The 23,009-nt window shown below is 49.8% G+C and carries 24 protein-coding genes and 1 other RNA gene; 2 read left to right on the top strand and 23 right to left on the bottom strand.

The genetic code is table 11. From position 1 onward, the window contains the following. Window positions 1–12 precede the first annotated feature (12 nt). The 4 genes from E4K71_RS02840 to glmM form a co-directional block, all read right to left on the bottom strand. Window positions 13–780 carry an NAD kinase gene (locus tag E4K71_RS02840; protein WP_135076272.1) on the bottom strand — a complete coding sequence of 256 codons (768 nt, stop codon included), beginning with the start codon at window positions 778–780 and terminating at the stop codon, window positions 13–15. Between the two features lie 43 nt (window positions 781–823). Continuing rightward, window positions 824–1,813, bottom strand: a complete 990-nt coding sequence (gene moaA, locus E4K71_RS02835; RefSeq protein ID WP_135076269.1) for a GTP 3',8-cyclase MoaA — start codon at window positions 1,811–1,813, stop codon at window positions 824–826. Between the two features lie 100 nt (window positions 1,814–1,913). Next, a complete protein-coding gene (gene thiD / locus E4K71_RS02830) occupies window positions 1,914–2,717 on the bottom strand; it encodes a bifunctional hydroxymethylpyrimidine kinase/phosphomethylpyrimidine kinase (protein WP_135076266.1) in 804 nt (267 codons plus the stop codon). Continuing rightward, window positions 2,714–4,057 (bottom strand): phosphoglucosamine mutase, encoded by a 1,344-nt coding sequence (gene glmM, locus E4K71_RS02825; protein ID WP_135076263.1) that lies wholly within the window; start codon window positions 4,055–4,057, stop codon window positions 2,714–2,716. Before glmM ends, thiD begins: the two co-directional genes overlap by 4 nt. Before the next feature lie 106 nt (window positions 4,058–4,163). Here glmM and E4K71_RS02820 point away from each other — a divergent pair, with 106 nt between their 5' ends. Beyond that, complete coding sequence (locus tag E4K71_RS02820; protein WP_135076260.1) at window positions 4,164–4,727, top strand: YigZ family protein; 564 nt, start codon at window positions 4,164–4,166, stop codon at window positions 4,725–4,727. On the opposite strand, the gene folP is transcribed toward E4K71_RS02820, so the two are convergent. The 14 genes from folP to E4K71_RS02750 all read right to left on the bottom strand — a co-directional run bounded on the left by folP (window position 4,724) and on the right by E4K71_RS02750 (window position 17,902). Further along, on the bottom strand, window positions 4,724–5,812 hold the full coding sequence (gene folP / locus E4K71_RS02815; protein WP_135076257.1) for a dihydropteroate synthase: 1,089 nt from the start codon (window positions 5,810–5,812) through the stop codon (window positions 4,724–4,726). The two genes, E4K71_RS02820 and folP, sit on opposite strands and share 4 nt — an antisense overlap. Before the next feature lie 151 nt (window positions 5,813–5,963). Then, window positions 5,964–7,886, bottom strand: a complete 1,923-nt coding sequence (gene ftsH / locus E4K71_RS02810) for an ATP-dependent zinc metalloprotease FtsH (protein ID WP_135076254.1) — start codon at window positions 7,884–7,886, stop codon at window positions 5,964–5,966. A gap of 78 nt (window positions 7,887–7,964) precedes the next feature. Next, window positions 7,965–9,203: a tRNA lysidine(34) synthetase TilS gene (gene tilS / locus E4K71_RS02805; protein ID WP_135076251.1), complete on the bottom strand. Its 1,239-nt coding sequence runs from the start codon at window positions 9,201–9,203 to the stop codon at window positions 7,965–7,967. After that, complete coding sequence (gene ybgF / locus E4K71_RS02800; protein ID WP_135076248.1) at window positions 9,194–10,234, bottom strand: tol-pal system protein YbgF; 1,041 nt, start codon at window positions 10,232–10,234, stop codon at window positions 9,194–9,196. The genes tilS and ybgF overlap by 10 nt, the downstream gene beginning before the upstream one ends. Before the next feature lie 133 nt (window positions 10,235–10,367). Beyond that, a complete protein-coding gene (gene pal, locus E4K71_RS02795; protein ID WP_135076245.1) occupies window positions 10,368–10,859 on the bottom strand; it encodes a peptidoglycan-associated lipoprotein Pal in 492 nt (163 codons plus the stop codon). Between the two features lie 115 nt (window positions 10,860–10,974). Beyond that, the gene (gene tolB / locus E4K71_RS02790) at window positions 10,975–12,288 is read right to left on the bottom strand and encodes a Tol-Pal system beta propeller repeat protein TolB (RefSeq protein WP_135081957.1); all 1,314 of its coding nucleotides are present in this window, start codon (window positions 12,286–12,288) and stop codon (window positions 10,975–10,977) included. 84 nt (window positions 12,289–12,372) lie between these two features. After that, the gene (locus E4K71_RS02785) at window positions 12,373–13,257 is read right to left on the bottom strand and encodes a hypothetical protein (protein WP_135076242.1); all 885 of its coding nucleotides are present in this window, start codon (window positions 13,255–13,257) and stop codon (window positions 12,373–12,375) included. Between the two features lie 9 nt (window positions 13,258–13,266). Further along, entirely contained in the window at window positions 13,267–13,722 is a 456-nt protein-coding gene (gene tolR / locus E4K71_RS02780) for a protein TolR (protein ID WP_135076239.1), read from the bottom strand. A 5-nt stretch (window positions 13,723–13,727) separates the two neighbouring features. Next, on the bottom strand, window positions 13,728–14,459 hold the full coding sequence (gene tolQ / locus E4K71_RS02775; RefSeq protein WP_135076237.1) for a protein TolQ: 732 nt from the start codon (window positions 14,457–14,459) through the stop codon (window positions 13,728–13,730). Continuing rightward, window positions 14,449–14,889, bottom strand: a complete 441-nt coding sequence (gene ybgC / locus E4K71_RS02770; protein WP_135076234.1) for a tol-pal system-associated acyl-CoA thioesterase — start codon at window positions 14,887–14,889, stop codon at window positions 14,449–14,451. The genes tolQ and ybgC overlap by 11 nt, the downstream gene beginning before the upstream one ends. Continuing rightward, window positions 14,886–15,938 carry a Holliday junction branch migration DNA helicase RuvB gene (gene ruvB, locus E4K71_RS02765; RefSeq protein WP_135076231.1) on the bottom strand — a complete coding sequence of 351 codons (1,053 nt, stop codon included), beginning with the start codon at window positions 15,936–15,938 and terminating at the stop codon, window positions 14,886–14,888. The genes ybgC and ruvB overlap by 4 nt, the downstream gene beginning before the upstream one ends. A 93-nt stretch (window positions 15,939–16,031) precedes the next feature. Further along, window positions 16,032–16,658, bottom strand: coding sequence for a Holliday junction branch migration protein RuvA (gene ruvA / locus E4K71_RS02760; RefSeq protein ID WP_135076228.1), 627 nt, complete (start codon window positions 16,656–16,658; stop codon window positions 16,032–16,034). Further along, window positions 16,655–17,149: a crossover junction endodeoxyribonuclease RuvC gene (gene ruvC / locus E4K71_RS02755; protein WP_135076225.1), complete on the bottom strand. Its 495-nt coding sequence runs from the start codon at window positions 17,147–17,149 to the stop codon at window positions 16,655–16,657. The genes ruvA and ruvC overlap by 4 nt, the downstream gene beginning before the upstream one ends. A 3-nt stretch (window positions 17,150–17,152) precedes the next feature. Next, window positions 17,153–17,902 (bottom strand): YebC/PmpR family DNA-binding transcriptional regulator, encoded by a 750-nt coding sequence (locus tag E4K71_RS02750; protein WP_135076222.1) that lies wholly within the window; start codon window positions 17,900–17,902, stop codon window positions 17,153–17,155. Between the two features lie 360 nt (window positions 17,903–18,262). Between E4K71_RS02750 and E4K71_RS02745 the strand changes: the two genes are divergently transcribed. Continuing rightward, window positions 18,263–20,425, top strand: a complete 2,163-nt coding sequence (locus tag E4K71_RS02745; protein ID WP_135076219.1) for a methyl-accepting chemotaxis protein — start codon at window positions 18,263–18,265, stop codon at window positions 20,423–20,425. A gap of 148 nt (window positions 20,426–20,573) precedes the next feature. Here E4K71_RS02745 and E4K71_RS02740 read toward each other — a convergent pair whose 3' ends face one another. The 5 genes from E4K71_RS02740 to E4K71_RS02720 form a co-directional block, all read right to left on the bottom strand. Continuing rightward, window positions 20,574–21,383 (bottom strand): TIGR00282 family metallophosphoesterase, encoded by an 810-nt coding sequence (locus tag E4K71_RS02740; RefSeq protein WP_135076216.1) that lies wholly within the window; start codon window positions 21,381–21,383, stop codon window positions 20,574–20,576. 24 nt (window positions 21,384–21,407) lie between these two features. Then, window positions 21,408–21,965 carry a 5-formyltetrahydrofolate cyclo-ligase gene (locus tag E4K71_RS02735; protein WP_135076213.1) on the bottom strand — a complete coding sequence of 186 codons (558 nt, stop codon included), beginning with the start codon at window positions 21,963–21,965 and terminating at the stop codon, window positions 21,408–21,410. Between the two features lie 21 nt (window positions 21,966–21,986). Continuing rightward, a non-coding RNA gene (ssrS, locus tag E4K71_RS02730) (6S RNA) lies at window positions 21,987–22,147 on the bottom strand. A gap of 32 nt (window positions 22,148–22,179) precedes the next feature. Next, on the bottom strand, window positions 22,180–22,572 hold the full coding sequence (locus E4K71_RS02725) for a cell division protein ZapA (protein WP_135076210.1): 393 nt from the start codon (window positions 22,570–22,572) through the stop codon (window positions 22,180–22,182). Next, window positions 22,572–22,946 (bottom strand): hypothetical protein, encoded by a 375-nt coding sequence (locus E4K71_RS02720; RefSeq protein WP_135076207.1) that lies wholly within the window; start codon window positions 22,944–22,946, stop codon window positions 22,572–22,574. Before E4K71_RS02720 ends, E4K71_RS02725 begins: the two co-directional genes overlap by 1 nt. Window positions 22,947–23,009 lie beyond the last annotated feature (63 nt).

Raw genomic sequence — 23,009 nt, 5'->3', positions numbered from 1 at the left:
ATAAACTACCCACTACCCCATAAACTGTTCCTGTAAGATACGTTCTTCCAGATTATGTTCTGGGTCATACAGCACCATGGAATAAAGGCTACGGTCTTCATAGACTTTCACCTTCAACACATCACGAAACTCGTTAAAGTCGGCAGAAACCCCCACCGGGCGCTTTTCTTCATTGAGAATTTCAAAACTTACGGAGGCACTATGTGGCAAAATCGCCCCACGCCAACGTCGAGGACGATAGGCTGAGATCGCTGTTAAGGCCAAAACCCCCGCCCCCAGCGGCAAAATAGGGCCATAGGCGGACATGTTATAGGCCGTGGACCCTGCCGGGGTCGAGATCAACAGCCCATCACAGACCATTTCTTCCAATCGCACCACATCATCCACACTGACGCGGATATGGGCCGCTTGGCCAGTTTCGCGAAATAAGGAGACTTCATTATAAGCGATGGCCTCGTGGTGTTTACCGCCTTTACATTCCGCTTCCATGCGCAAGGGATGGATTTCAAAAGATTCCATACGGCCAATGCGTTCCATCAGATCATCTTCACGATATTCATTCATCAAGAAACCGACCGACCCGCGATTCATTCCAAAAACAGGCTTTTTAAGGTGAAGATATTTATGAAGGGTACGCAGCATAAAGCCATCCCCGCCAAGGGCGACAATCACATCGGCCTTATCCGGTGTCACATGGTCATACTTGCCACATAGTTTGGACATCGCATCCTGTGCGGTATCTGTTTTACCCGCGACAAACGCAATCTTGGGATGAGCCATCACTTTAACCTTCTGGTGAACATGGCCCTACTATGCCTCAGTCTTATCCGCCTGTCACGCTCATATGACGATTTAAGGCCGGACCATCACGCCCTTCTTCAATAATAAACTCATGACCTTCCGGCTTAAGGTTCAAAGCCTTGTCAATGGCGGCCTGTAACGGTTCATTACTTTCAGATGAACGTACGACTTCGCGTAAATCCACATTCCCATCCTGGCCCAAACACATAAACAATGTGCCCTTACAGGTCAGGCGCATACGGTTGCAGCTCTCACAAAACCCATGACTTAGCGGCGTAATAAAGCCAATACGTTTGCCTGTCTCAGCCACATCGACATAACGTGCCGGACCGCCGGAATTATAATCAGATTCTTCAATTGTCCAACGTTTGGCAATATTGGCCCGCACTTCAGTCAACGGCAAATAATGGTCCACACGAGATCCACCAATTTCGCCTAAGGGCATGGTTTCAATAAAGGTCAGGTCAAAACCGTTATCGGCAACAAACTGTAAAAGGTCATCCAGTTCTTCGTCCGTCTGACCTTTCAAAGCCACTGTATTGATTTTGACCTTTAACCCCGCCTGTTTCGCTGCTTCCAAGCCAGCCAAAACCGTTTCCAGCTTGCCATGGCGGGTAATCTCGGCAAAACGGGCGGCATTAAGCGTATCCAGAGACACATTGATGCGCTTTACCCCAAGTTCCGCCAGTTGATCTGCACGTTTTGACAGTTGCGACCCGTTGGTCGTCAAGGTCAGTTCTTTCAACGCGCCTGTTTTTAAATGATGGCTGAGCTGTGCAATTAAATCCATAATACCGTGGCGCACCAATGGTTCCCCACCAGTTAAGCGAATTTTTGTCACACCGCGATTGATAAAGGCCGTGCAAATCCGTTCCATCTCTTCAAAAGACAGAATCTCTTGGCGAGGTAAAAAGGTCATATCTTCCGCCATACAATAGGTACAACGAAAATCACAGCGGTCTGTGACGGAAACACGCAAATATGTGATGGTACGACCGAAGGTATCCTTCATAATGGCAGCTCTATTTCTTTAATTCTATTAGCCTATTGATAATGCAGATACAGAATACCCGAAATAACATTCATCAAAAACCAGCAAAAAGTAGGGTCTTTTATCCCTTGACGGTATGACCGTGATTTAACGGCCCATGCCCCCCGCCATAGCCGGGTGCCGTACGGATGGCTTCAAACACATACCCTTTGGCTCGTTTGACCGCTTTATCCACGCTCATACCTTGGGCAATGCCACAGGCAATGGCCGATGCGGTAGTGCAACCCGTACCATGGGTATGGCGAGTTTTCAGCCGTTGGCCTTCAAAGATGTGAACCATGCCATCAGATGCAAACAAGTAATCTGTTACCGCAGTCGATTCTTCATGTAAATGACCGCCTTTCATCAAAACCGCTTGTGGCCCCAGCTCAAACAATTTTTCAGCCGCTTTTTTCATATCTTCAGCTGATTGAATAACAAGCCCGGTTAGGCTTTCGGCTTCCGGTACATTGGGCGTCAGAACAGTCGCACGCGGGATCAAGCGGGTTTTCAGGGCCTCAAGAGCTTGTTGGGCCAGTAAAGACGCCCCGCCTTTAGCTACCATCACCGGGTCCACGACCATGGGAATATCCATCCCCAATTCATCCAGCACATCACAGATGGCATGAATGGTCGCAGGCTGGCTAAGCATCCCAGTTTTGAGACAATCCGCCCCAAGGTCCGTCAACACGACACGGATTTGTTCTTTAATAAAATCAGCGGGCACATCATGGATGGCACTCACCCCATGGGTATTTTGCGCGGTCAGGGCCGTAATTGCCGTCATGGCATAGCCCCCCAGGCAGGTGACGGTTTTCAGGTCCGCCTGAATACCAGCGCCCCCGCCACTGTCAGAACCCGCAATGATCAGGACACGGCCCGTCATGCGACCGCAGAAACCGCAGCGACAATATCGTCCACAACCTGTTCCACAAGCTGTGAATCCTGACCTTCGGCCATAACGCGGATCAGCGGTTCAGTGCCTGATTTGCGGATCAAGACCCGGCCACAGCCATTTAAGCGCTCTTCCCCAGAAGAAATCGCCTCTTTCACACTGTCTTCATCCAGCGGGAAGGTTGCACCATAACGCACATTTTTCAAGATTTGCGGGAAAGGTTCAAACAGTTTGCAGACTTCTGAGGTTGGCTTGCCTTGTTCCACCACCACAGCCAAAACCTGCAAGGCCGCAACCAAACCGTCCCCAGTTGTGGCATAATCGCCCAACACGATGTGACCGGATTGTTCCCCACCCACATTAAAGCCATCATTGCGCATGCGTTCCACCACATAGCGATCACCAACCTGTGTACGCTCCAGCGTCAGTCCGTAATCTTCCAGGTATTTTTCAAGCCCCATGTTGGACATGACAGTTGCCACCAAACCGCCGCCTTTTAACAGACCGCGTTTATGCATATGGGTCGTAACTAGCCCCATGATCTGATCGCCATCAACCACCTGACCATGTTCATCACAAATAATCACCCGGTCTGCATCCCCATCAAGGGCAATACCAATATCGGCCTGATGGGCCACAACCTGTTCACTCAAGGTCGCCGTGTAGGTTGAGCCACATTCTTTATTGATGTTAAAGCCATTGGGATTCACCCCCACCGGAATGACTTCCGCACCCAATTCCCACAAGACTTCCGGGGCCACGTTATAAGCCGCGCCATTTGCACAATCGAGTACGATCTTTAAGCCATCAAGGCGCAAATCATCTGGGAAGGTATTTTTGGCAAATTCCACATAACGGCCAGAGGCATCATCCAAACGTTTCGCCCGGCCCAATTGATCCGGTGCGACAAATTTCGAAGACAGATCACTTTCAATCAGCTCTTCCAGTTTCAGCTCTACCTCATCTGGCAGCTTAAATCCATCCGGGCCGAACAGCTTAATGCCGTTATCGCCAAAGGGATTGTGGGATGCTGAAATCATCACGCCCAAATCACAACGCATGGAATGGGTCAACATGGCCACCGCCGGGGTCGGCATGGGACCAACCAGCAACACATCCATCCCCATGGCGGTAAAGCCAGCCACAAGCGCAGGTTCAATCATATAACCGGACAAACGGGTATCTTTACCAATCACCACACGGTGGCGGTGATCGCCGCGTACAAAATAATGACCTGCCGCCATCCCGACTTTCATGGCGATTTCCGCCGTCATGGGATAACTGTTGGCTGTGCCGCGAATACCATCTGTACCAAAGAATTTACGTGTCATTGTGGTCTTCATTCGTTATTAAAAAGCGTTACATTTTGTTTAGCACTTGGTAGGCTTCTTAGCAAACAGTTGCCTGAAATTCCCTGACATTTTCTGCTTTTTTTTGATGAAAACCCTCTCGATTCCCGCTTTTGAAGAAACAGAAGAGAAAAAATCACGTTTTCTCGCCTTTCTCTGCCCTTATGACCAGTATGAAGACACGCTAAACAAGCTGCGTGAACAGCATCCAAAAGCCAATCATCATGTCTCTGCCTTTCGTTATTTCGATACAGATAAACGACTGCATGAAGGGGCCAAAGACGATGGTGAACCCAGTGGCTCTGCTGGAATGCCCACCTTAAAGGTTCTTCAAGGCTATGAACTGGTAAATGTTGCTGTGATCATCGTGCGTTATTTCGGTGGTATCAAGCTTGGCACGGGTGGCATGGCACGCGCTTATGCAGGGGCGACCAAATCCGTCTGTGAAATCGCTGAACTGCAAACTTTCGCCCATCAAGCCACCACAACCTTATGTGCCGATTTCAATCGCACCAGTGATCTGGAACGGTTGTTATCCCCAGATATGGTTCAAGAACGCCGCTACACAGAAAGCGGCATTGAAATTGATATCTGCGGTGATGAAGAGACTGTCACAAATCTGGAGCTAAAATGGCAGGCTATGAATTATTAAGCCGACCAAACATCAAGGGCTTGTCTGGTTTCGGCCACATCATGGACCCGCACGACCTGCGCCCCGGCATTAGCCCCTTTGATGGCCGCCGCCAGTGAACCGGGCAAACGGTCTTTTGCCGCCACATCCCCACAAATTTTCGCAATAAAGCTTTTGCGCGATGCCCCCAGCAAAACCGGGCAATTCAAACCGTGATAAAGGGCCAATTGATCCATGATCGCCATGTTGTGGTCCAGCGTCTTGCCAAACCCGATGCCGGGATCAACACAGATATTTTCCTGCTTCAAACCAACAGCCTCACAAGCACGCACCCGTTCATGGAGATAATCATAAATATCGAGTGTGCAATCATCATAGGTCGGGTTTTCCTGCATGGTTTGCGGCTCGCCCTGCATATGCATCAACATGACAGGCACATCCAGCTGGGCCGCGACTTCTAACGCGCCTTCGCCTTCCAATGCGGTCACATCATTGATGATATCGGCCCCTTCTTCAATGGCTGCTTTCATCACCAAGGCATGGCGAGTATCGATAGAAACCTTGGCCTGAAGCCCGGCAGCACGAATACCACGGATCACAGGCAAGACCCGGCGCATTTCTTCATCTGTCCCCACAGCCTGTGCCCCCGGGCGCGTTGATTCGCCCCCAATATCCAGAATATCTACCCCATTGGCGACCATCTGTTTGGCATGTTCGATGGCGTGCTGCGGATTAAAGTTATCCCCACCATCAGAAAAGCTGTCCGGGGTGACATTGACAATCCCCATGATCAAGGGACGCATACCGACCTCAAGGCCAGCAAAATTCTTTCTTGGGCTTTCAACATGTTCCAGCAGCTTGCCCACATGAACGACCAAATCCTCGCCTTCCTCTTCAGCCCAGGACATCAAGGCATTATGAGTCACCTTAAAACGCCAGACCTCGCTATTTGTGCGCAGGGCAACTTCATATAAGGGAAAGTCAAACTGACCTTTTTTAAACGGTGCAAGCGGGCGGATATAAACAGTCTTGGAAAGATCACCGTCCGGCGTGCAAAAGCCACGCGGTAAAGAGGGGGAACCGAAATCATTGGTATAGATGGTCATGATATGTGCCAGCTTGAACGTAAATGTCATCCTCGCAAAAGCGGGGATCTTCTTCCTGATGGGAGAAAGATTCCCAATCAAATTGGGAATGACAATATTTCAAAAAAAATCATCCCGCAACAAGTGCGGGATGACATGGATATAGGCTTTATTACTCACCCGGCTGTGGCTCAGGCTCAACACCATTGCCATCCGATGAGTCTTTTTTCTGGCCCGCAGTTGGAATACTGCTGCGGCGTTTTTCGCCATTGGCTGGACCAGAACCACCGCGCTTGGGTGGATTGCCATCAATCAACTCTTTGATCTCATCACCTGTCAGGGTTTCATATTCAATCAACCCGTCACCAATGATATCCAGTTGGTCACGATATTTCGTCAGAATTTCTTCAGCCTTCTTATAGGCGACATCAATGATGTTACGAACTTCTGAATCAATGGCTTTTGCTGTTTCTTCAGAATTATTCTGCGTTTGCGTGACTGAATGGCCCAAGAAAACTTCCTGTTCATTCTCGCTATAGGCAATCGGACCAAGCTTTTCAGACATGCCCCATTCCATCACCATATGTTTGGCCATGTTGGTAGCTTGCTTGATGTCGTTAGACGCACCCGTTGTCACCTTATCAGCACCAAAGCAGAGTTCCTCTGCCACACGGCCACCAAAAGCAACAACCAGATCAGCACGCAGTTTTTCAACGGACAGAGACACACGGTCTGCTTCAGGCAGGCGCATCACCATCCCCAACGCACGACCACGTGGAATGATTGTCGCCTTATGGATCGGGTCAGAAGCTTCCATATGAAGGGCACACAGCGCATGACCCGCTTCGTGGAAGGCTGTGAGTTTTTTCTCTTCATCAGACATGACCATGGATTTGCGCTCTGCACCCATCATGACCTTGTCTTTGGCATCTTCAAATTCTGCATTTGTCACCAGACGCTTGTTACGACGTGCCGCCAACAAGGCTGCTTCGTTCACAAGGTTAGCAAGGTCTGCACCAGAAAAACCCGGTGTGCCACGCGCAATTGTATGTGCATCCACATCCGGACCCAACGGCACTTTTTTCATGTGAACTTGCAAGATATGCTCACGGCCCTGAATATCCGGGTTCGGCACAACAACCTGACGGTCAAAACGACCGGGGCGCAACAATGCCGGGTCCAGAACGTCTGGACGGTTGGTCGCCGCAATCAGAATCACACCTTCGTTATCGGTGAAACCATCCATTTCCACCAGCAACTGGTTCAATGTCTGTTCGCGTTCATCGTTACCACCGCCAAGGCCGGCACCACGATGACGACCCACCGCGTCAATCTCGTCAATAAAAATGATACAAGGGGCGTTTTTCTTGCCCTGTTCAAACATGTCACGAACACGTGATGCACCGACACCAACGAACATTTCAACGAAGTCAGAACCGGAAATGGTGAAGAACGGAACGTTGGCTTCCCCGGCAATGGCACGGGCCAGCAATGTCTTACCTGTTCCCGGAGGGCCAACCAGCAGACAACCGCGTGGAATTTTACCGCCTAGACGCTGGAACTTGGATGGGTCTTTAAGGAATTCAACCACCTCTTCCAGTTCCTGCTTGGCTTCTTCGATACCCGCGACATCTTCAAAGGTCACACGGCCTTGCTTTTCTGTCAGCTGGCGCGCCTTGGATTTACCAAAGCCCATGGCTTTACCGCCACCGCCTTGCATCTGGCGCATGAAGAAAATCCAAACACCGATCAACAGCAACATCGGGAACCAGCTAATCAGGATGGAGAAGAAAGACACGCTTTCATCTTTCGGCATCGCCGTGATTTTCACACCTTTGTCACGTAGCGTGGTAATCAGGTTTGGATCGTTCGGCGCATAAGACTGGAACTTAATGCCATCACGATATGTCCCGCTGATCGTATTATCCTGAATAACCACATCCTGGACTTTGCCTTCTTCAACCGCATCCATCAGGGTGGAGAACGGTACAGTCGACTGGTCCATATGCTGGCTGGAGCTTTGGAACAGATTGAACAGCGCAAAGATCAGCAATGCGATAATGACCCATAACGCCAGGTTCCTGCTAAAGTTCACGTTTGAATTCCTCTTCGTCGTAGACTTAAACTTTGTGAATTAGAGATAAGCTATTTTCAGTCTTGCGCAAGGCGAAACTTATGCAAACAGCCGTTTTTTAGCAATTAATGTCAATTCAGCCTCAAAACATTCGCCCATACGTACATATTCCAAATGCGGGACAGCCAAAACCCCCTCATTATCCCAAAAAGACACCATGGCATAAATCACAGGACGAGGCTGGTCTAAGCTTTTCAGATCTGGTTGGTGAGACAGAATATTCTCCCAGCCTTCCTGCCCCAGTAATCGCACATCAACATTGGCGAAAGAATGATGATTATCAATATGATAAATCTTTTCTTTTAGCTCCGTTTTTCGTACCTCACGGCAAACAAACACGTGGTTTTCCTGCCCAAACCAGCGACAGCCCATCAAGGTGGCATCTTCTCCTTGCCTAAGCTTCTTCAGCAAATGCTGTAATTTCTCAAAACGTGGGGGATACGCCCCCCCAGCCACGGCCATACCGATTCGCGACAGGCTGCGCAGGATAATCTCATCTTCACATGCCCAAAGTCCCGCCATATCCAAGCGGACATAACCGGCCTCCTCCATCCCCACATAGCTTTCCAGCCAGTCCCGACACAGCCGGGCCATCACATCACGGGTGCGCGCCATTGCCTGCGCTGTTTGGGCCAATCGGACAGGTGTGAGCCCCAACTCACTTAAGATTTCACGGGCTTGGCGAATTTTCACCCGTTCATAAGCCTCATTACGATTGGAAGGGTCTTCAATCCAATCCTGATCATTTTCCTTTAAATAGGCTATCAAGCTGGCTTTCGGGCAGGATAAGAGCGGACGATACAGGTTTATCCCCCCTTGCTGGCTATAGGGACGCATAGCCGATAGCCCCTCCACCCCACTGCCACGCGCCAAACGCAACAGAAATGTCTCCGCCTGATCATCTTGGTGATGAGCGACAAAGACGTCTGCAACACCTTGTTCTGCACACCACTGAGCCATCAAACCATAACGGGCAGCACGCGCAGCCGCCTGAATATCACTTTTCGGCTTTTCCCCTTCCCAAACCAAAATATGATGGGAAATGCCCCGTGTTTTCAGGGCCTGCTGCACCCACAGGCATTCCTGAGCAGACTCAACACGCAAACCGTGATCAACGCTTAAGGCAACCAGTTCTTTTCCATGATTTTGTGCCCATTCATGAGCCAACAGGCACAGGGCAAGGCTATCTGCCCCGCCGGAAACCGCCACGGCAAATTTTGCCCCGACCTCAGGCAGGGGCTTCATTAAGTCTGCAAAAGACTGTGTGCTTAGTTGCATTTTGCCGCAGAACGGGAACGTTCCAGCGTTTTAGACAAATGGGCTGGCATTTTCGGGAAATCAGCACGCAGCTTTGAAAACGTCGCACAGGCTTCACGCTTTTTGTCCATATGCGTCAATGACATTCCCAACTTCAACAAACTGTCCGGTGCTTTTGCCCCACGCGGTGCTTTTTGATAACCTTCAAGGAAAGTGGAAGCCGCCTGCGCATAATTACCTTGTACATAATAGGTTTCCCCCAGCCAATAGCGCACATTGCCCGCCAGCTTGTGGTCCTTGTTTGTTTCAAGGAAGGATTTAAAGCTCTTTTCTGCCGGGCCAAATTCCCCACGCATCAACATTTGACGAGATTTTTCATACTGCGCCTTGGGTGTTAATTTCACCGTTTCCTGAACAGGGACCGCAGGTTGGGTCGGCGCAGGCGGCGTTGATGCAACAGGTTTGGGTGCCGTCAAAGCCGGGTTTTTCATATCAGACCCGGAAAGCGTCCCCAACACGCCCGGTTGCGGGGCAGTTGGTTGCGTCTGCACCGGCGGTGTCAATGTGCTGCTTGGTGGGGCCAATTGCTGCCCTGTCATGCCTGTGGGGAGCTTCACCTCACCTTGCGTTTGTGGAGCAAGGCTGGCTTGGGGCTCCATTCCCGGTGTGCCACCTTCAAGGGCTGTCAGACGATAATCCACATCAACCACCAGCTTGTCCAAACGGCTGGTCAATTGAGAAATTCGAAAGGCTGTTTCTTCCAATTGTCCTGTCATTTGGCGCATCTGGCTTTCCAACTCGTTAATGCGTACGCTCAAACGCGCACCCAACGGGCCGGAAACATCTTCACCTATTGCAGGTGTGGAGGCCGCACCTTCTGCTGTTGCACCACCTGTACGGTACACTTTCAGGTTCAACGCCTTAATATCACGGTCCATCCGTTCAAGACGGTCCAACAAAGCCTGCATATCAGCATCCTGGGCAGAGGCTGGTAAAAGAGGGGCCGTCAGCAAAAAGCTGGTGCTGAGAAGTATCTTTAACGTGGTTTTCATCGGTCGCGAACCTGCAATAGTTTTATCGTTTCACCATTTGTGCCTGTAATCGCCCCAAAAAACAAGGCGTTTGCCACAAGATATGCAGCAAACGCCTTGTTCGAAAGTCTTTCTAAGTGAAATTCCTAAAAAATTAGGAACCTGCACCCATAGAAACAACTGTTACAGAACGACGGTTCTGTGTCCAAGCAGCTTCGTTATGGCCCAGAGCAACTGGACGCTCTTTACCGAAAGAGATTGTTTTGATGCGCATTGCATCAACACCAAGGCTTACCAGATATTCTTTCGCCGCATTTGCACGACGCTCACCCAGAGCCAAGTTGTATTCGCGTGTACCGCGCTCGTCACAGTGGCCTTCCAGTGCGATTGTCGCACTTGGATATTTTTTCAGCCACATTGCTTGCTTTTCCAGTGTGGAACGAGCATCAGCAGTGAGGTTGTACTGATCGAAACCGAAGAAAACACGGTCACCAACGTTAACAACAAAATCTTGAGCTGTACCAGCAGCCGGCCCCAGTTTTTGAGCAGCTGCTGCATCGGCAGATGCATTGGCACCATCTTGAGGAGCGGTCTCACAAGCCGCGAGCAGAGCTACAGCACCAACCAGACCGAGAAACTTACGCATGAGCAATCCCCTTGTAGGACTAATTATATTTTAAACATTAAATTAAACAGACTGATCGACGCCCCCTGATTAGAAATACGCCAGTAGCCTTGTCAGTGACTATATGCGTACCTTATCAAGGAATCAAGGGGGACCATGCAGGGTCAGATGCTTCAAGCGGCGTAATAATCTCTCTTTCGTTATATCCTGTAAGATCAATGCTATAGAGTTTGGTTGTTTTTTCACCACCACGAAGCGTCTCGCGGAAGAACATCAAAACCCTGCCATTGGGCGACCACGTTGGGCTTTCGACCAAATAGCCATCGGCCAGCAGGCGTTCACCAGACCCATCGGTGCGCATCACACCAATGTAGAATTTACCCGACAACATTTTGGTAAAAGCAATTAAATCTCCACGCGGTGACCAGACCGGTGTGGCGTATCTTCCCTTGCCAAAACTGATCCGACGCACATTTTTCCCATTCGAATCCATAACATAGATCTGTTGAGAGCCCCCTCGATCCGAGTTAAAAGCGATCTGTTTGCCGTCCGGTGAATAACTTGGCGACGTATCAATCGCACTATGGCGCGTCAATCGGCGCGACTGGCGTGTGGCAATATCCATCGTGTAGATATCAGAATTACCATCCTGAGCCATAGACATGATGACCTTGGTCCCGTCAAAAGAAAAACGTGGGGCAAAAGTCATACCCGGAAAATCGCCTAAAATGGCCTGACGCCCGGAATCAATATTAAACAGATACACACGCGGGGTGTTTTGGTAATAAGACAGATAGGTAATTTCCTGCAGGGTCGGTGAAAAACGTGGTGTCAACACCATATCCAGTCCGTCGGTCAGGAAACGGTGATTCGCCCCATCCTGATCCATGATCGCCAAACGTTTCACACGCCGATTGGCCGGACCGGATTCAGCCACATAAACCACACGGGTATCAAAATAGCCGCTTTCCCCAGTAATACGCTGATAAATCGTATCGGCAATAATATGGGCCACACGACGCCAGTTATCCGCAACTGTATTATAAGCCAGACCGACCATTTGCTGTTCAGCAAACACATCCCACAAACGGAATTGAATGGCCAGTTGCCCATCAGCTTGTGGGACCGCATGACCTTGAACCAAAGCTTGAGCATTCAAAATTCGCCAATCCCCAAAGCGCGGCAATGTGGACATGGATAATTCTTTTTGGATGAAGGCTTTCGGATCAATCGGGCGAAACAGGCCAGATCGTTCCAAATCCGCCTGAATAACCTTGGCAATCTGACTGCCGATTTGAGCGGCCTCAAGATTGTCGCCTGTAAATTCCACCACGGCCAAAGGCATGGGCTCCACACGGCCTTGTGTAATATCAACACGTAGTTCAGCCCATGCGGGAAACGCACTTAATGCAAAGGCAAACAGGGCCACAACTTTCACGGCAAACTTCATCACGGATCATCCCAACAGAAAACATTTGCCAAGAAGATACGCAGATCAACCTGAGATGCCAAGGGGTGTTTTACCCCAAAAGTGCTAAAGCCCCAGCAAATGCTTGGGATCAAAGACCAATGTCAAGTCACGCCATTGCTGATAGGTCTCAGGCGACAAGGGATAGGGCCAGCAACGACGGTTGCCAACAGCACGCCTCGCACTTTCCGCAGCCGCCCGATAAAACGGATCAGACATGCGCGGATTAGACACAATCCCGTAAGAGCGCGGCGTTCCGTCCGGATTCATGGCAATCCGGATTTCAATCTTCAGGTTTTCAGCCTCTCGTGCCCCAATCGGCGGGTTCCAGCATTTTTCAATATGCGCACGCAGCGCATCAATTTCCGAGATGCTGAGTTTTTTGTTCGGATCGGAAAACTTGCTTGGTTTTTTAATGGCTTCCTGAATTTCTTTTGCCAAATCGTCCAGCTTGAAATCTTCCTGCTCTTTTTTCTTATCCGCCTTTGGGACCTTATCCAGGGTTGGGGCCAGATTTTTCATCAGGGATTCAAAATCATTTTTTTGTGGCGGCTTAGGTTTGCGTGCCAGTTTAACAGACTTCACCCGCGGGGCTGGTTTCTGAACCTGTTGTTCAGGCTCTTTTTTCTTTGGCTTCGGCTTAGACTTTTTATCCGGAATAATTTCAGCCTCTTCCGGTTCTCGGGCAGGTTCTGGGGCAGGTTCCGGCTTAGGTGGGGCTGGCGGTGGTGGTTTTGGCTTAGCTTTTTTGGGCTGTGGCTTTTTCACATCCGGCTTCTTCGCCTTGGGCTGAGGTGCGGGCACATTTGACACATCATCAATATTCACCACCTCCACCACAATGGGCGCTTCCACAATCAAGTCATCATCCGGCAACATCGGAATCCCGACATAGGCCACGACAAAAACAAAAATGTGGAGAAAGACCGATATGAAAAAACTATTGCGCATCAGGCCCGCTTATTTCTTTCTGCCTTGATCGGGATTCCGGGTAATCAAGGCCACCTTGCCAAAGCCCGCCTTGTTCAACACACCCATGACCTGCATGACCGTGCCGTAATCAATCGCTTCATCCCCGCGTACAAAGATGCGGACATCCTGATTGTTTTTACTGATCTCCAACAAGAGAGGAGCCAGACCATCCAATTCAACCTGTGTGTCCTGAACAAAGAGGTTACCCTCTTTGTCAATACTCACAGCCAGAGGCTCATCCTGACCACGGATTTCACCAGCTTTGGTTTTCGGTAAATCGACTTCAACCCCAACAGTCAGAAGTGGTGCCGTTACCATGAAAATAACCAAGAGCACCAACATGACATCCACCATCGGCGTGACGTTGATTTCCGACATCTGCGTTGAATTGCGACGCCGACCATAATGGCCTTTATTGCGGCGTTGATTTAATGAAGCGCCCATGGGTCTTACTTCTTTTCATCGAGCTGGCGCGACAGGATCGCTCCAAATTCACCGGAAAAACTATCCAGACGCCCGGCATAACGGTCCAGATCACGATTTAGCTTGTTATAGGCCACAACAGCAGGGATCGCTGCAACCAGACCAAGCGCTGTTGCAAACAGAGCTTCGGCAATACCGGGGGCAACAACAGCCAGTGTGGTATTTTTGGTTTGGGCAATGGCGGTAAAGGCATTCATAATCCCCCATACAGTACCGAACAGACCAATAAATGGCGCTGTTGAGCCGGTTGAAGCCAAGAAAGTCATGCTTTTTTCCACCCGGTCCATCTCACGCCCCACCGTGATCTGCATCACCCGGTCCACCCGGTCTTGCAAGCGGGTACGCATTTCATCCCCGGCGGTGTTTGATTTCGCCTGTGTGCGACGCACTTCACGCATGGCTGTGACAAAAACAGCCGTCATCGGGTCTTTGGGGTTATTACCCTGCGCATCATAAAGCTGATCCAATGACTGGCCTGACCAGAATTTATCTTCGAATACATCGGCCATCTGGTTGAGTTTGCGCAGACGGAAAACCTTATCAATGATAATGGCCCAACACCAAATAGAGGCCAGAAGCAAGCCCACCATGACAGATTGCACCACAAGGTCTGCGCGCATAAACAGGCCCCACATGCTGAGATCCGGTGCTTCAAGTGAGCCTGCCAGAACAGCGGCTTCGACCACGTTACCTTCCATGGTTTTCCCCTAACATTTCTTCGAAAGTGTGACGCAAATTCGTTGGAATGGGCACAGGGCGCCCTTCAAGATGGATACAAGCTACCCGAACTTTCACAGAAACTAAAGTCTCTTCACCGCGTTTCAACTCTTGCACCATTTCCAGCGACGCCCCACCAAGTTTCACCAAGCGGGTATGAACGTCCAGTAAATCATCCAATTTTGCAGGTTTGCGGTAATCAGCCTCGGCCTTGCGCACCGCAAAGGCAATCCGGTCTTTTTCCAGCAGTTCAGATTGATAAATACCAAAATGACGCAAAAATTCTGTGCGGGCACGTTCAGCAAACTTCAGGTAATTTGCGTAATAAACGATTTCCCCTGCATCCGTATCTTCATAATAAATACGAACAGGAAAAATAAAGGTTGAACCTTCAATACGGCCTTGGGTCATTTCGCTTTCGTTCCTTTAAGTAAATCCATCTGAGCAGCTTCCCGACCGCGCGGCGCATCCAGCCCCAAATGGCGATAGGCCGCATCGGACAGCATCCGCCCGCGTGGAGTGCGCATTAACAACCCTTGCTGGATCAAATACGGCTCCATCACCTCTTCGATGGTGTCGCGCTGTTCAGACAAAGCAGCGGCCATGGTTTCCACCCCTACAGGGCCACCGCCATAATTTTCACAAATACAGGCAAGATAGCGCCGATCCATCTCGTCCAAGCCGCGATGATCCACATTTAAACGATTAAGCGCCCCATCGGCACAGGCTGCATCCACGGGATTAACACCTGCCACATGAGCAAAATCGCGCACCCGACGTAGCAAGCGACCTGCCACACGTGGTGTGCCACGGGCACGCTTGGCAACTTCATTGGCCCCGTCTGAGGTCATTTCCATGCCCAAAATACGTGCCCCACGCGTCACAATTTCTTCCAGTTCATCCACTTCATAGAAATTCATCCGCAATGGAATACCAAAACGATCACGCAGCGGCGTTGTAATCAAACCAGAGCGCGTTGTCGCCCCGACCAAAGTAAAGGGGGGCAAATCAATCCGCACCGAACGCGCCGCCGGACCTTCGCCAATGATCAGGTCAAGCTGGAAATCTTCCATGGCCGGATAAAGAACTTCTTCGATCGCCGGGTTAAGGCGATGAATTTCATCAATAAACAACACATCATGGGGTTGAAGGTTGGTCAAAAGTGCGGCCAAATCCCCAGCTTTGGCAATGACAGGGCCGGATGTGGCGCGAAAGCCCACCCCCAGTTCGCGCGCAACGATTTGGGCCAAGGTGGTTTTACCCAGCCCTGGTGGGCCATAAAACAACACATGGTCCATGGCATCGCCACGGGCCTTGGCAGCTTCAACAAAGATTTTCAGGTTTTCACGGACCTGTTTCTGGCCGATAAATTCGTCCAGATTTAACGGACGCAGGGAATTTTCCGGGCTGTCTTCCGCACTGCGTTCAGCCGAAACAACGCGGTCTTCATCTTCATACATTCTGCCCATCCTTGTCGCCCTCACGAACGCGGGGACCTTTTTCCATATTCAAATAGATCCCCGCAGTCGCGAGGATGACAACACCTGACATCATCATAAAATCGACAATTCTTTCAACCCTTCACGGATCAGGTCATCCAGCTTGCCTTCCCCGCCAAGTTTCTTATTGGCTTTGGACACAGCAGCCAATGCATCGGACCGATTATAGCCCAAATTCACCAAAGCTGAGGCCGCTTCCACAGGCGCACCGCCAAAACTTGCACTGGCAGGGGCTTCACCTGTGTCCGAACTTCCCGTAGCCGAAGGCGTCAGGGCAATCGCCCCCGCTTTATCTTTTAATTCTGTGAGAATACGCGTTGCGACCTTTGGCCCCACCCCATTGGCACGGGTCAATGCCTTTTTGTCCTGAGCCGCAATGGCATGGACAATATCTTGTGCAGACAAGGTTGACAGGATTGCCAGACCAACCTTGGCCCCCACCCCTTGTACCGTCGTCAACAGCTTGAACCAGTCACGTTCCCCCGCATCGGCAAAACCATACAGGTGGATATGATCTTCTCGCACATGGGTTTCAATCATCAGGGAACAGGCTTCGCCCGCCTTAGGCAATTTCGCCAGTGTTTTGGAAGAGGCAAAGACCAGATAGCCCACGCCATTAACATCCATGATGACCCAATCTTCTCCAAAGCTATCCACCAGCCCCTTTAATTTGGCAATCATGATACGCTCCCCCATTTATCCGGTGTATTGCGATGTTGGGCATGACAAATCGCCACGGCCAGAGCATCGGCAGCATCGGCAATTTCAAGTTTGGCGGCTGGCAATAATGTTTTCACCATCATCTGCACTTGTTCTTTTTGCGCATGTCCTGCACCAACCACCGTCTTTTTCACCTGATTGGGTGTATATTCAAATACGCTCAGTCCCGCACGCGCAGGGGTTAACATCACAACCCCGCGAGCTTGCCCCAGTTTCAACGTCGAAGTCGGGTTTTTATTGACAAAAGTCTCTTCAACAGCGGCCTCAACGGGACCAAAGCGTTTGATCACGCTTTCGATCCCTTCGTTCAATTGAACAAGCCGTTCGGCCAGAGGCAATTTGGCATCGGTTTTGATGGCCCCATCGGCCACACAGCTCATCCTGTTGCCATCAATGTCGATGATTCCCCACCCGGTGATACGCAATCCGGGGTCAAGCCCCAACAACCGCATGGGTTAACCAGCCAGATTGGCCATGACTTCTTCGGAGACTTCCATGTTGGTGAAGACTTCCTGAACGTCATCCAAATCTTCCAGTGCTTCCACAAGCCCCATCAGGCTTTCTGCTTTATCAGCATCCAGTTCTGTTGTGTTGGTTGGCTTCCAATCCAATGCAGCCCCCTTGGCATCGCCAAACTGTTTTACCAATTCATCCAGAACAGCGTGCAATTCTTCCGGTTCACAGGAAATTTCATGAACATCATCATTGCTTTCCACTTCTGTTGCGCCTGCTTCCAGGCCCGCTTCAAACATGGCGTCCGCATCAGTGACATCGGCAGCATATGTAATCAAACCGCGACGTTCAAAGGAAAAGGCAACAGACCCTGTTTCACCCAGATTCCCGCCACGCTTGGAAAAAGTAGAACGCACATCAGATGCTGTGCGGTTCTTATTATCCGTCAAACATTCCACGATCACGGCAACACCGCCTGGACCATAACCTTCGTAGCGCATTTCCACGAAATTATCGCCATCCATCTCGCCAGAGCCTTTTTTGACGGCCCGTTCGATATTGTCCTTGGGCATGGACGCCCCTTTTGCCGCAGCAATGGCGGTACGAAGGCGCGGGTTCATATCCGGATCAGGTGTGCCCATCCCGGCAGCAACCATGATTTCTTTTGACAGTTTGGCAAATTCTTTAGCGCGTTTTTTATCTTGGGCGCCTTTGCGGTGCATAATGTTTTTGAACTTGGAATGGCCTGCCATGGTCCTACTTTTAATCCTTATTTTTCATAGAAAATAAATGAGAGTTTCTTCTTCTGGGAATCTATTAGCACAAAGTCTCTATGACAAACAACGCACAGCTTGAAAGATTTGCTTTTTTTACATAAAGTATGTGTCAAGAGTTTCGTGATACTACTTTTGTAGATAATCATTACGATAGTTCTGATAAATATACAAGAAACGTTGATTTATCTTGAGTTAAATCAATTTTTTTTCCTATCGTTCGGCTTATCTATTGTGTCATAAATAATTAAGAATTTTGTGCGCATCATTTTTGAGAAACTTGTCGCTTACGAACTGTAGGAACACAGGTTAAGGCACACCTTCAGAACGGATAAATAAATGACTCTGTCTAACGTCAAAATCTCAGTAAAACTTCCTGCAATTCTCGTTGTGCTATCACTGGTTTCCATTTTGGTGACTGGCATGCTGGCTTATTTCAAATCTGCCGATAACATGACGACTGTTGCCGAAGAGAACATGCAGACATTGATCGACAGCCGTAAGGCAACGATTAAAAACCTCCTTGAGGGGATCCGCCAGGATTTGGGCATTCTGTCCAGCAACCAGATGGTAAAAGACGCCCTTGTTGAACTCGCCGTTGATTTTGAAGATATCGGTTCTGAACATGGTGATGCGACAAGCTTCCTGCAAAAACAATATATCGAAGCCAACCCGCATAAGGCAGGGGAACGTGATAAACTATGGCGTGGCGATTCAGAAGACGCCTATCACGATACACACGAACGCTATCATGCCTGGTTTCGTCCACTGACCCATTCGCGCCATTATCATGATCTGTTCATCGTAGATGCCAAAGGCAATGTAATTTATTCTGTTTTTAAATCCGGTGACTTCGCCACCAACCTTGAAAAGGGCAAATGGAAAAATACTGATTTTGCCAATATTTTCAAAGATATAAAGGCGAATGGAAACAATGAAGAATATGTTACCCTGACCGACTTTGCAGCCTACGCTGGAGATAATAACGAACCCGCCAGCTTCATGGGTAGCCCGGTTAAAAACGAAGAAGACGAATTTGTCGGTGCCCTTGTGGTACGTATGCCGATCAAAAGTATTGACCATGTAATGCAAAATGCCCGTGGCCTTGGCAAAACGGGTGAAACGTATATCATTGGTAAAGACAAGCGCCTGCGCAGTGATCTGCGTCTCGTCAAAGAAAAGACAATCCTGAAACAAAAAATCGACAATGATGCCGTGACACAGGTTCTGCTGGGGCAAACGGGCCTGACAGAGACCACCGACTATAAAGGCGATGATGTTTTTGCCGCCTATGCTCCCTTGAAATTCATGGGACTGACATGGGGCGTGGTTGCTGAAATGTCACAAGGAGAGGTTCTGGAAAGTGTCCACACCATGCGGACCTTTATCATTGTTGGTGCGGGCCTGACACTGGTTGTCGTCATTATCATCGGCCTGATCGTGGCACGCAACATCGCCAACCCGATTTCCGATATGACCAAAGTGATGCATGTGCTGGCCGAAGGGAACCTTGAGGTTAAAATTCTGGCCGACACTCGTGCCGACGAAGTTGGTGAAATGGCCGATGCGCTTCGTATTTTCCGCAAAAATGCACAGGAAGTTGAACGCCTGCGCGAAGAACAGGAAGAAAACCAGCGCCAGGCTGAAGAAAAACAACGCGTCGTTCTGCATAAGATGGCAGATGACTTCGAAAACAATGTTTCCGGTGTTGTTGCCGCAGTTGGTACAGCAGCTCAAGACATGGAAAACACAGCTCAAAGCATGTCTTCTACTGCGGCCTCAACCTCTGAACAGTCCAATGTGGTGGCCTCAGCAGCCGAACATGCAACGGGCAACGTTCAGACCGTGGCATCTGCAGCAGAAGAACTGTCAGCTTCCATTTCTGAGATTTCACGTCAGGTTGATCAGTCTCGCGATATCGCCAAAGGTGCGGTGAGCGAAGCCCAACAAGCCACCAGCACAGTTGAAAGCCTGTCTTCGGCTGCCAACAAGGTTGGTGAGGTTGTTGAACTGATTACCTCTATTGCCGAACAAACCAATCTTCTTGCCCTGAACGCCACCATTGAGGCGGCCCGTGCAGGTGAAGCAGGTAAAGGGTTCGCGGTTGTGGCCAGTGAGGTGAAAAACCTTGCCGACCAAACAGCACGTGCAACAGCAGAAATCACCGAACAGATTGATGCGATGCAAAGTGCCACCAGCAACGCCGTTGGCGCGATTGGCAGCATTGCCCAAACTATTGATAACATGAACGATATTTCTGAAAGCATTGCCATTGCTGTTGAAGAACAAGGCACGGCAACCGTAGAAATTTCCAAAAACGTTCAGGAAGCTGCTAACGGGACCGTTGAAGTGACCAAGAACATCGAAAATGTGAATATGGCAGCTGCTGAAACAGGCAATGCCGCACAGATGGTTCTGGAAGCCTCCAGTGGTTTGAACTCGCAAGCAACATCACTGAAAGATGTTGTGAACCAGTTCCTCCATCAGGTCCGCAGTAACTAAGCTTCCAAAAGGAACAACGAAAAAGCCCGCCGATTTTGGCGGGCTTTTTTATGATTAACAGTCACCCTCAACTCGATTGAGGTTCCAGAAGGGCTTTAAAAGAAAGGCTGGATCTCGTATCAAATCCGAGAATGACATTTTATTCTGGTTACTCCGGCACAACCTCAATCAAGCGGCCACCGACCCGAACAGGCGAGACTCGTTTTGCCAAGCCTGTTGCATCGTCTGTTTCAACAAAAACCGCACACAGCGTGGCGGGGCCATCTGCAGGAGACAAACGGCCACTGATCTTCTTGGTAAACCGTTCAATCGGCACTGTCTTTTCCATACCGATCACACTGTCATAATCCCCGCACATACCCACATCAGTCTGATAGGCCGTCCCTTTAGGCAAGATTTGTGCATCCGCTGTCGGGATATGAGAATGGGTTCCCGCCACCAAAGAGACGCGGCCATCCAGATACTGCCCCATCGCCATTTTCTCACTGGTGGCTTCGGCATGAACATCAATCAAAGCAGCCTGAATATCACGACCTAAAACATGCTTATCCAAAACAGCGGAAATCATACTAAAGGGATCATCCAGTGGGTCCATAAACAGCCGTCCCATCACCTGAGCGACAAAAAACTTGCGGCCATCACTCATGTCATAGACATGAAAGCCCCGCCCCGGTGTGCCTTCCGGATAATTGAGCGGACGGAGCAAGCGGGGCTCATCATCAATAAAATTCATCACTTCGCGCTGATCCCAGGCATGATTGCCTGTGGTAATCACATCCACTCCGGCCTCATAAAAGGCATCACAGATTTTACGCGTAATGCCAAAGCCGTGGGCTGAATTTTCTCCGTTTACAATAACAAAATCCAGCCCCAAACGATCTTTTAACTGCGGTACCCCTTCTAAGATTGCCTTGCGCCCGGCCCGGCCCATCACATCACCACAGTAAAGAAAACGCATTTGACTACCTTTTAAATAAGAAGATTACACTTCAATAACCCGTGTCGGGGTGACAATCCAGTCCATTCTTTGATCGAAGCGATCCATCGGAATCGCCTCAACCTCCTGTTCATCATACGCAATCCCGACCGCTTTCATTCCCTTAAAAGCAGCAAGCGTCCGATCATAATAGCCCCCACCAAACCCCAGTCGCCCACCTTGTCGGTCAAACGCTAATAAGGGAATCAGCGCTAAATCCGGTTCAATAGCCTCAGCACCGAATTGGGGCTGTTGTGTTCCATGATCACCAGCTTCCAGCTGATCACCCGTTTGCCAGCGCAAAAAACATAAGGGATGGTCTTTTTTCTTCACAACAGGCAACGCACAGATATGCCCTTTCTGGCACAAGCTGCCTAACAACGGGCAGATATCCAGCTCCCCCGCTATGGGCCAATATCCCGCAATTTTTGTGAAAGCCTGTAAGGTAGGGGAGGAAAAAAAGCGAGCTTCAACCTGTTGCGCATAATCTGGTCCACCCAGCGTTTTGCGCTTGCGTGACATTTCCTTGCGCAACTGCGCCTTTTGTTCAGCCAGTGAAGGCAATCGTACCTCATCAAGAAATCGGGTGAAGCCACATAAGCCGTGATGTTTTCTAGGTCCACCATAGGCCTGCCAAAGCAGGTGGGCGCCGTGTAACCACCCCACGAGGTGGACAGGGACAGCTCCCTATGGTTTCGTTATTGGCCCCGGGGACTCACGAACACCTACGCACTTCGCAGCCTCACACCGCGCTATATAGTCATTCTTAAATTAAATGTCACGCCTCTTCTGGCGCCTCATCTTCGCCGCGACCTTGCGGAACCTCTAAATCCAGCCTTTCTTCACCTTCCAGGGCTTCGGCAATCTTGACAATTCGCCCTGTCATAAGGTCTAGTTTTTCCGCAATAATTTCTTCTTTTCGATCGCGAACAGACGCATTATGTTCGACTTTATAAGCTTCCAGTTCGTTATTCTTTTCACTGAGTTCATCAGCCAGCAGCAAGGCTGTCATCACCATCAGACGGCTGTCGCCCAATTGCCCAACGGCTGCAGCCAGCTGACGCACCCGTTCATCGACATAACGCCCCAAACGCGCAAGCTGAGCTTCTTGACCTTCTTCACAGGCAATTTCATAACGCCGTCCATTCACCGTAATCGCAACAGAAGCCATTATTCTTCCTCCTGCAAGACCTGCTGAACATTTCCGATCAGCTTTTCCAGACGCTGTGAAAAACCGCTATTCATTTCTTTAAGCGAAGTATTGCTTTCAGCCAGTTCACGGTTTTGATCGCTCAAGGCAATAATCTTGTCATTAAGCTGTTCGAACTGAGCATCATAATCGGCCTGCGTATGAACTTCGAGTGCTTCAGACAAGGCCAGATTATCATCTTGTAATCCTTTCACCTGTGCCTGAAGGATATCCAGTTCGCTGGCATCTACCTTGTCAGACTGCGACTCGCACACCTTGTTCAGACGCTCGACAGCTTTTTCGAGTCGCTCAAAAGCGGATAAAACCCGTGGTGAAATCTGTGCAAGACCGGACAAGAAAATGCCTCAATGCCGTTAAATTGAAAATTCCAAGCCCTAGGTAATGACAAAAAATTACCC

Origin of the sequence: Terasakiella sp. SH-1 (genome assembly GCF_004564135.1) — a bacterium.
Classification (GTDB): Bacteria; Pseudomonadota; Alphaproteobacteria; order Rhodospirillales; family Terasakiellaceae; genus Terasakiella.
This window is presented reverse-complemented; position numbering and strand designations above follow the sequence as displayed.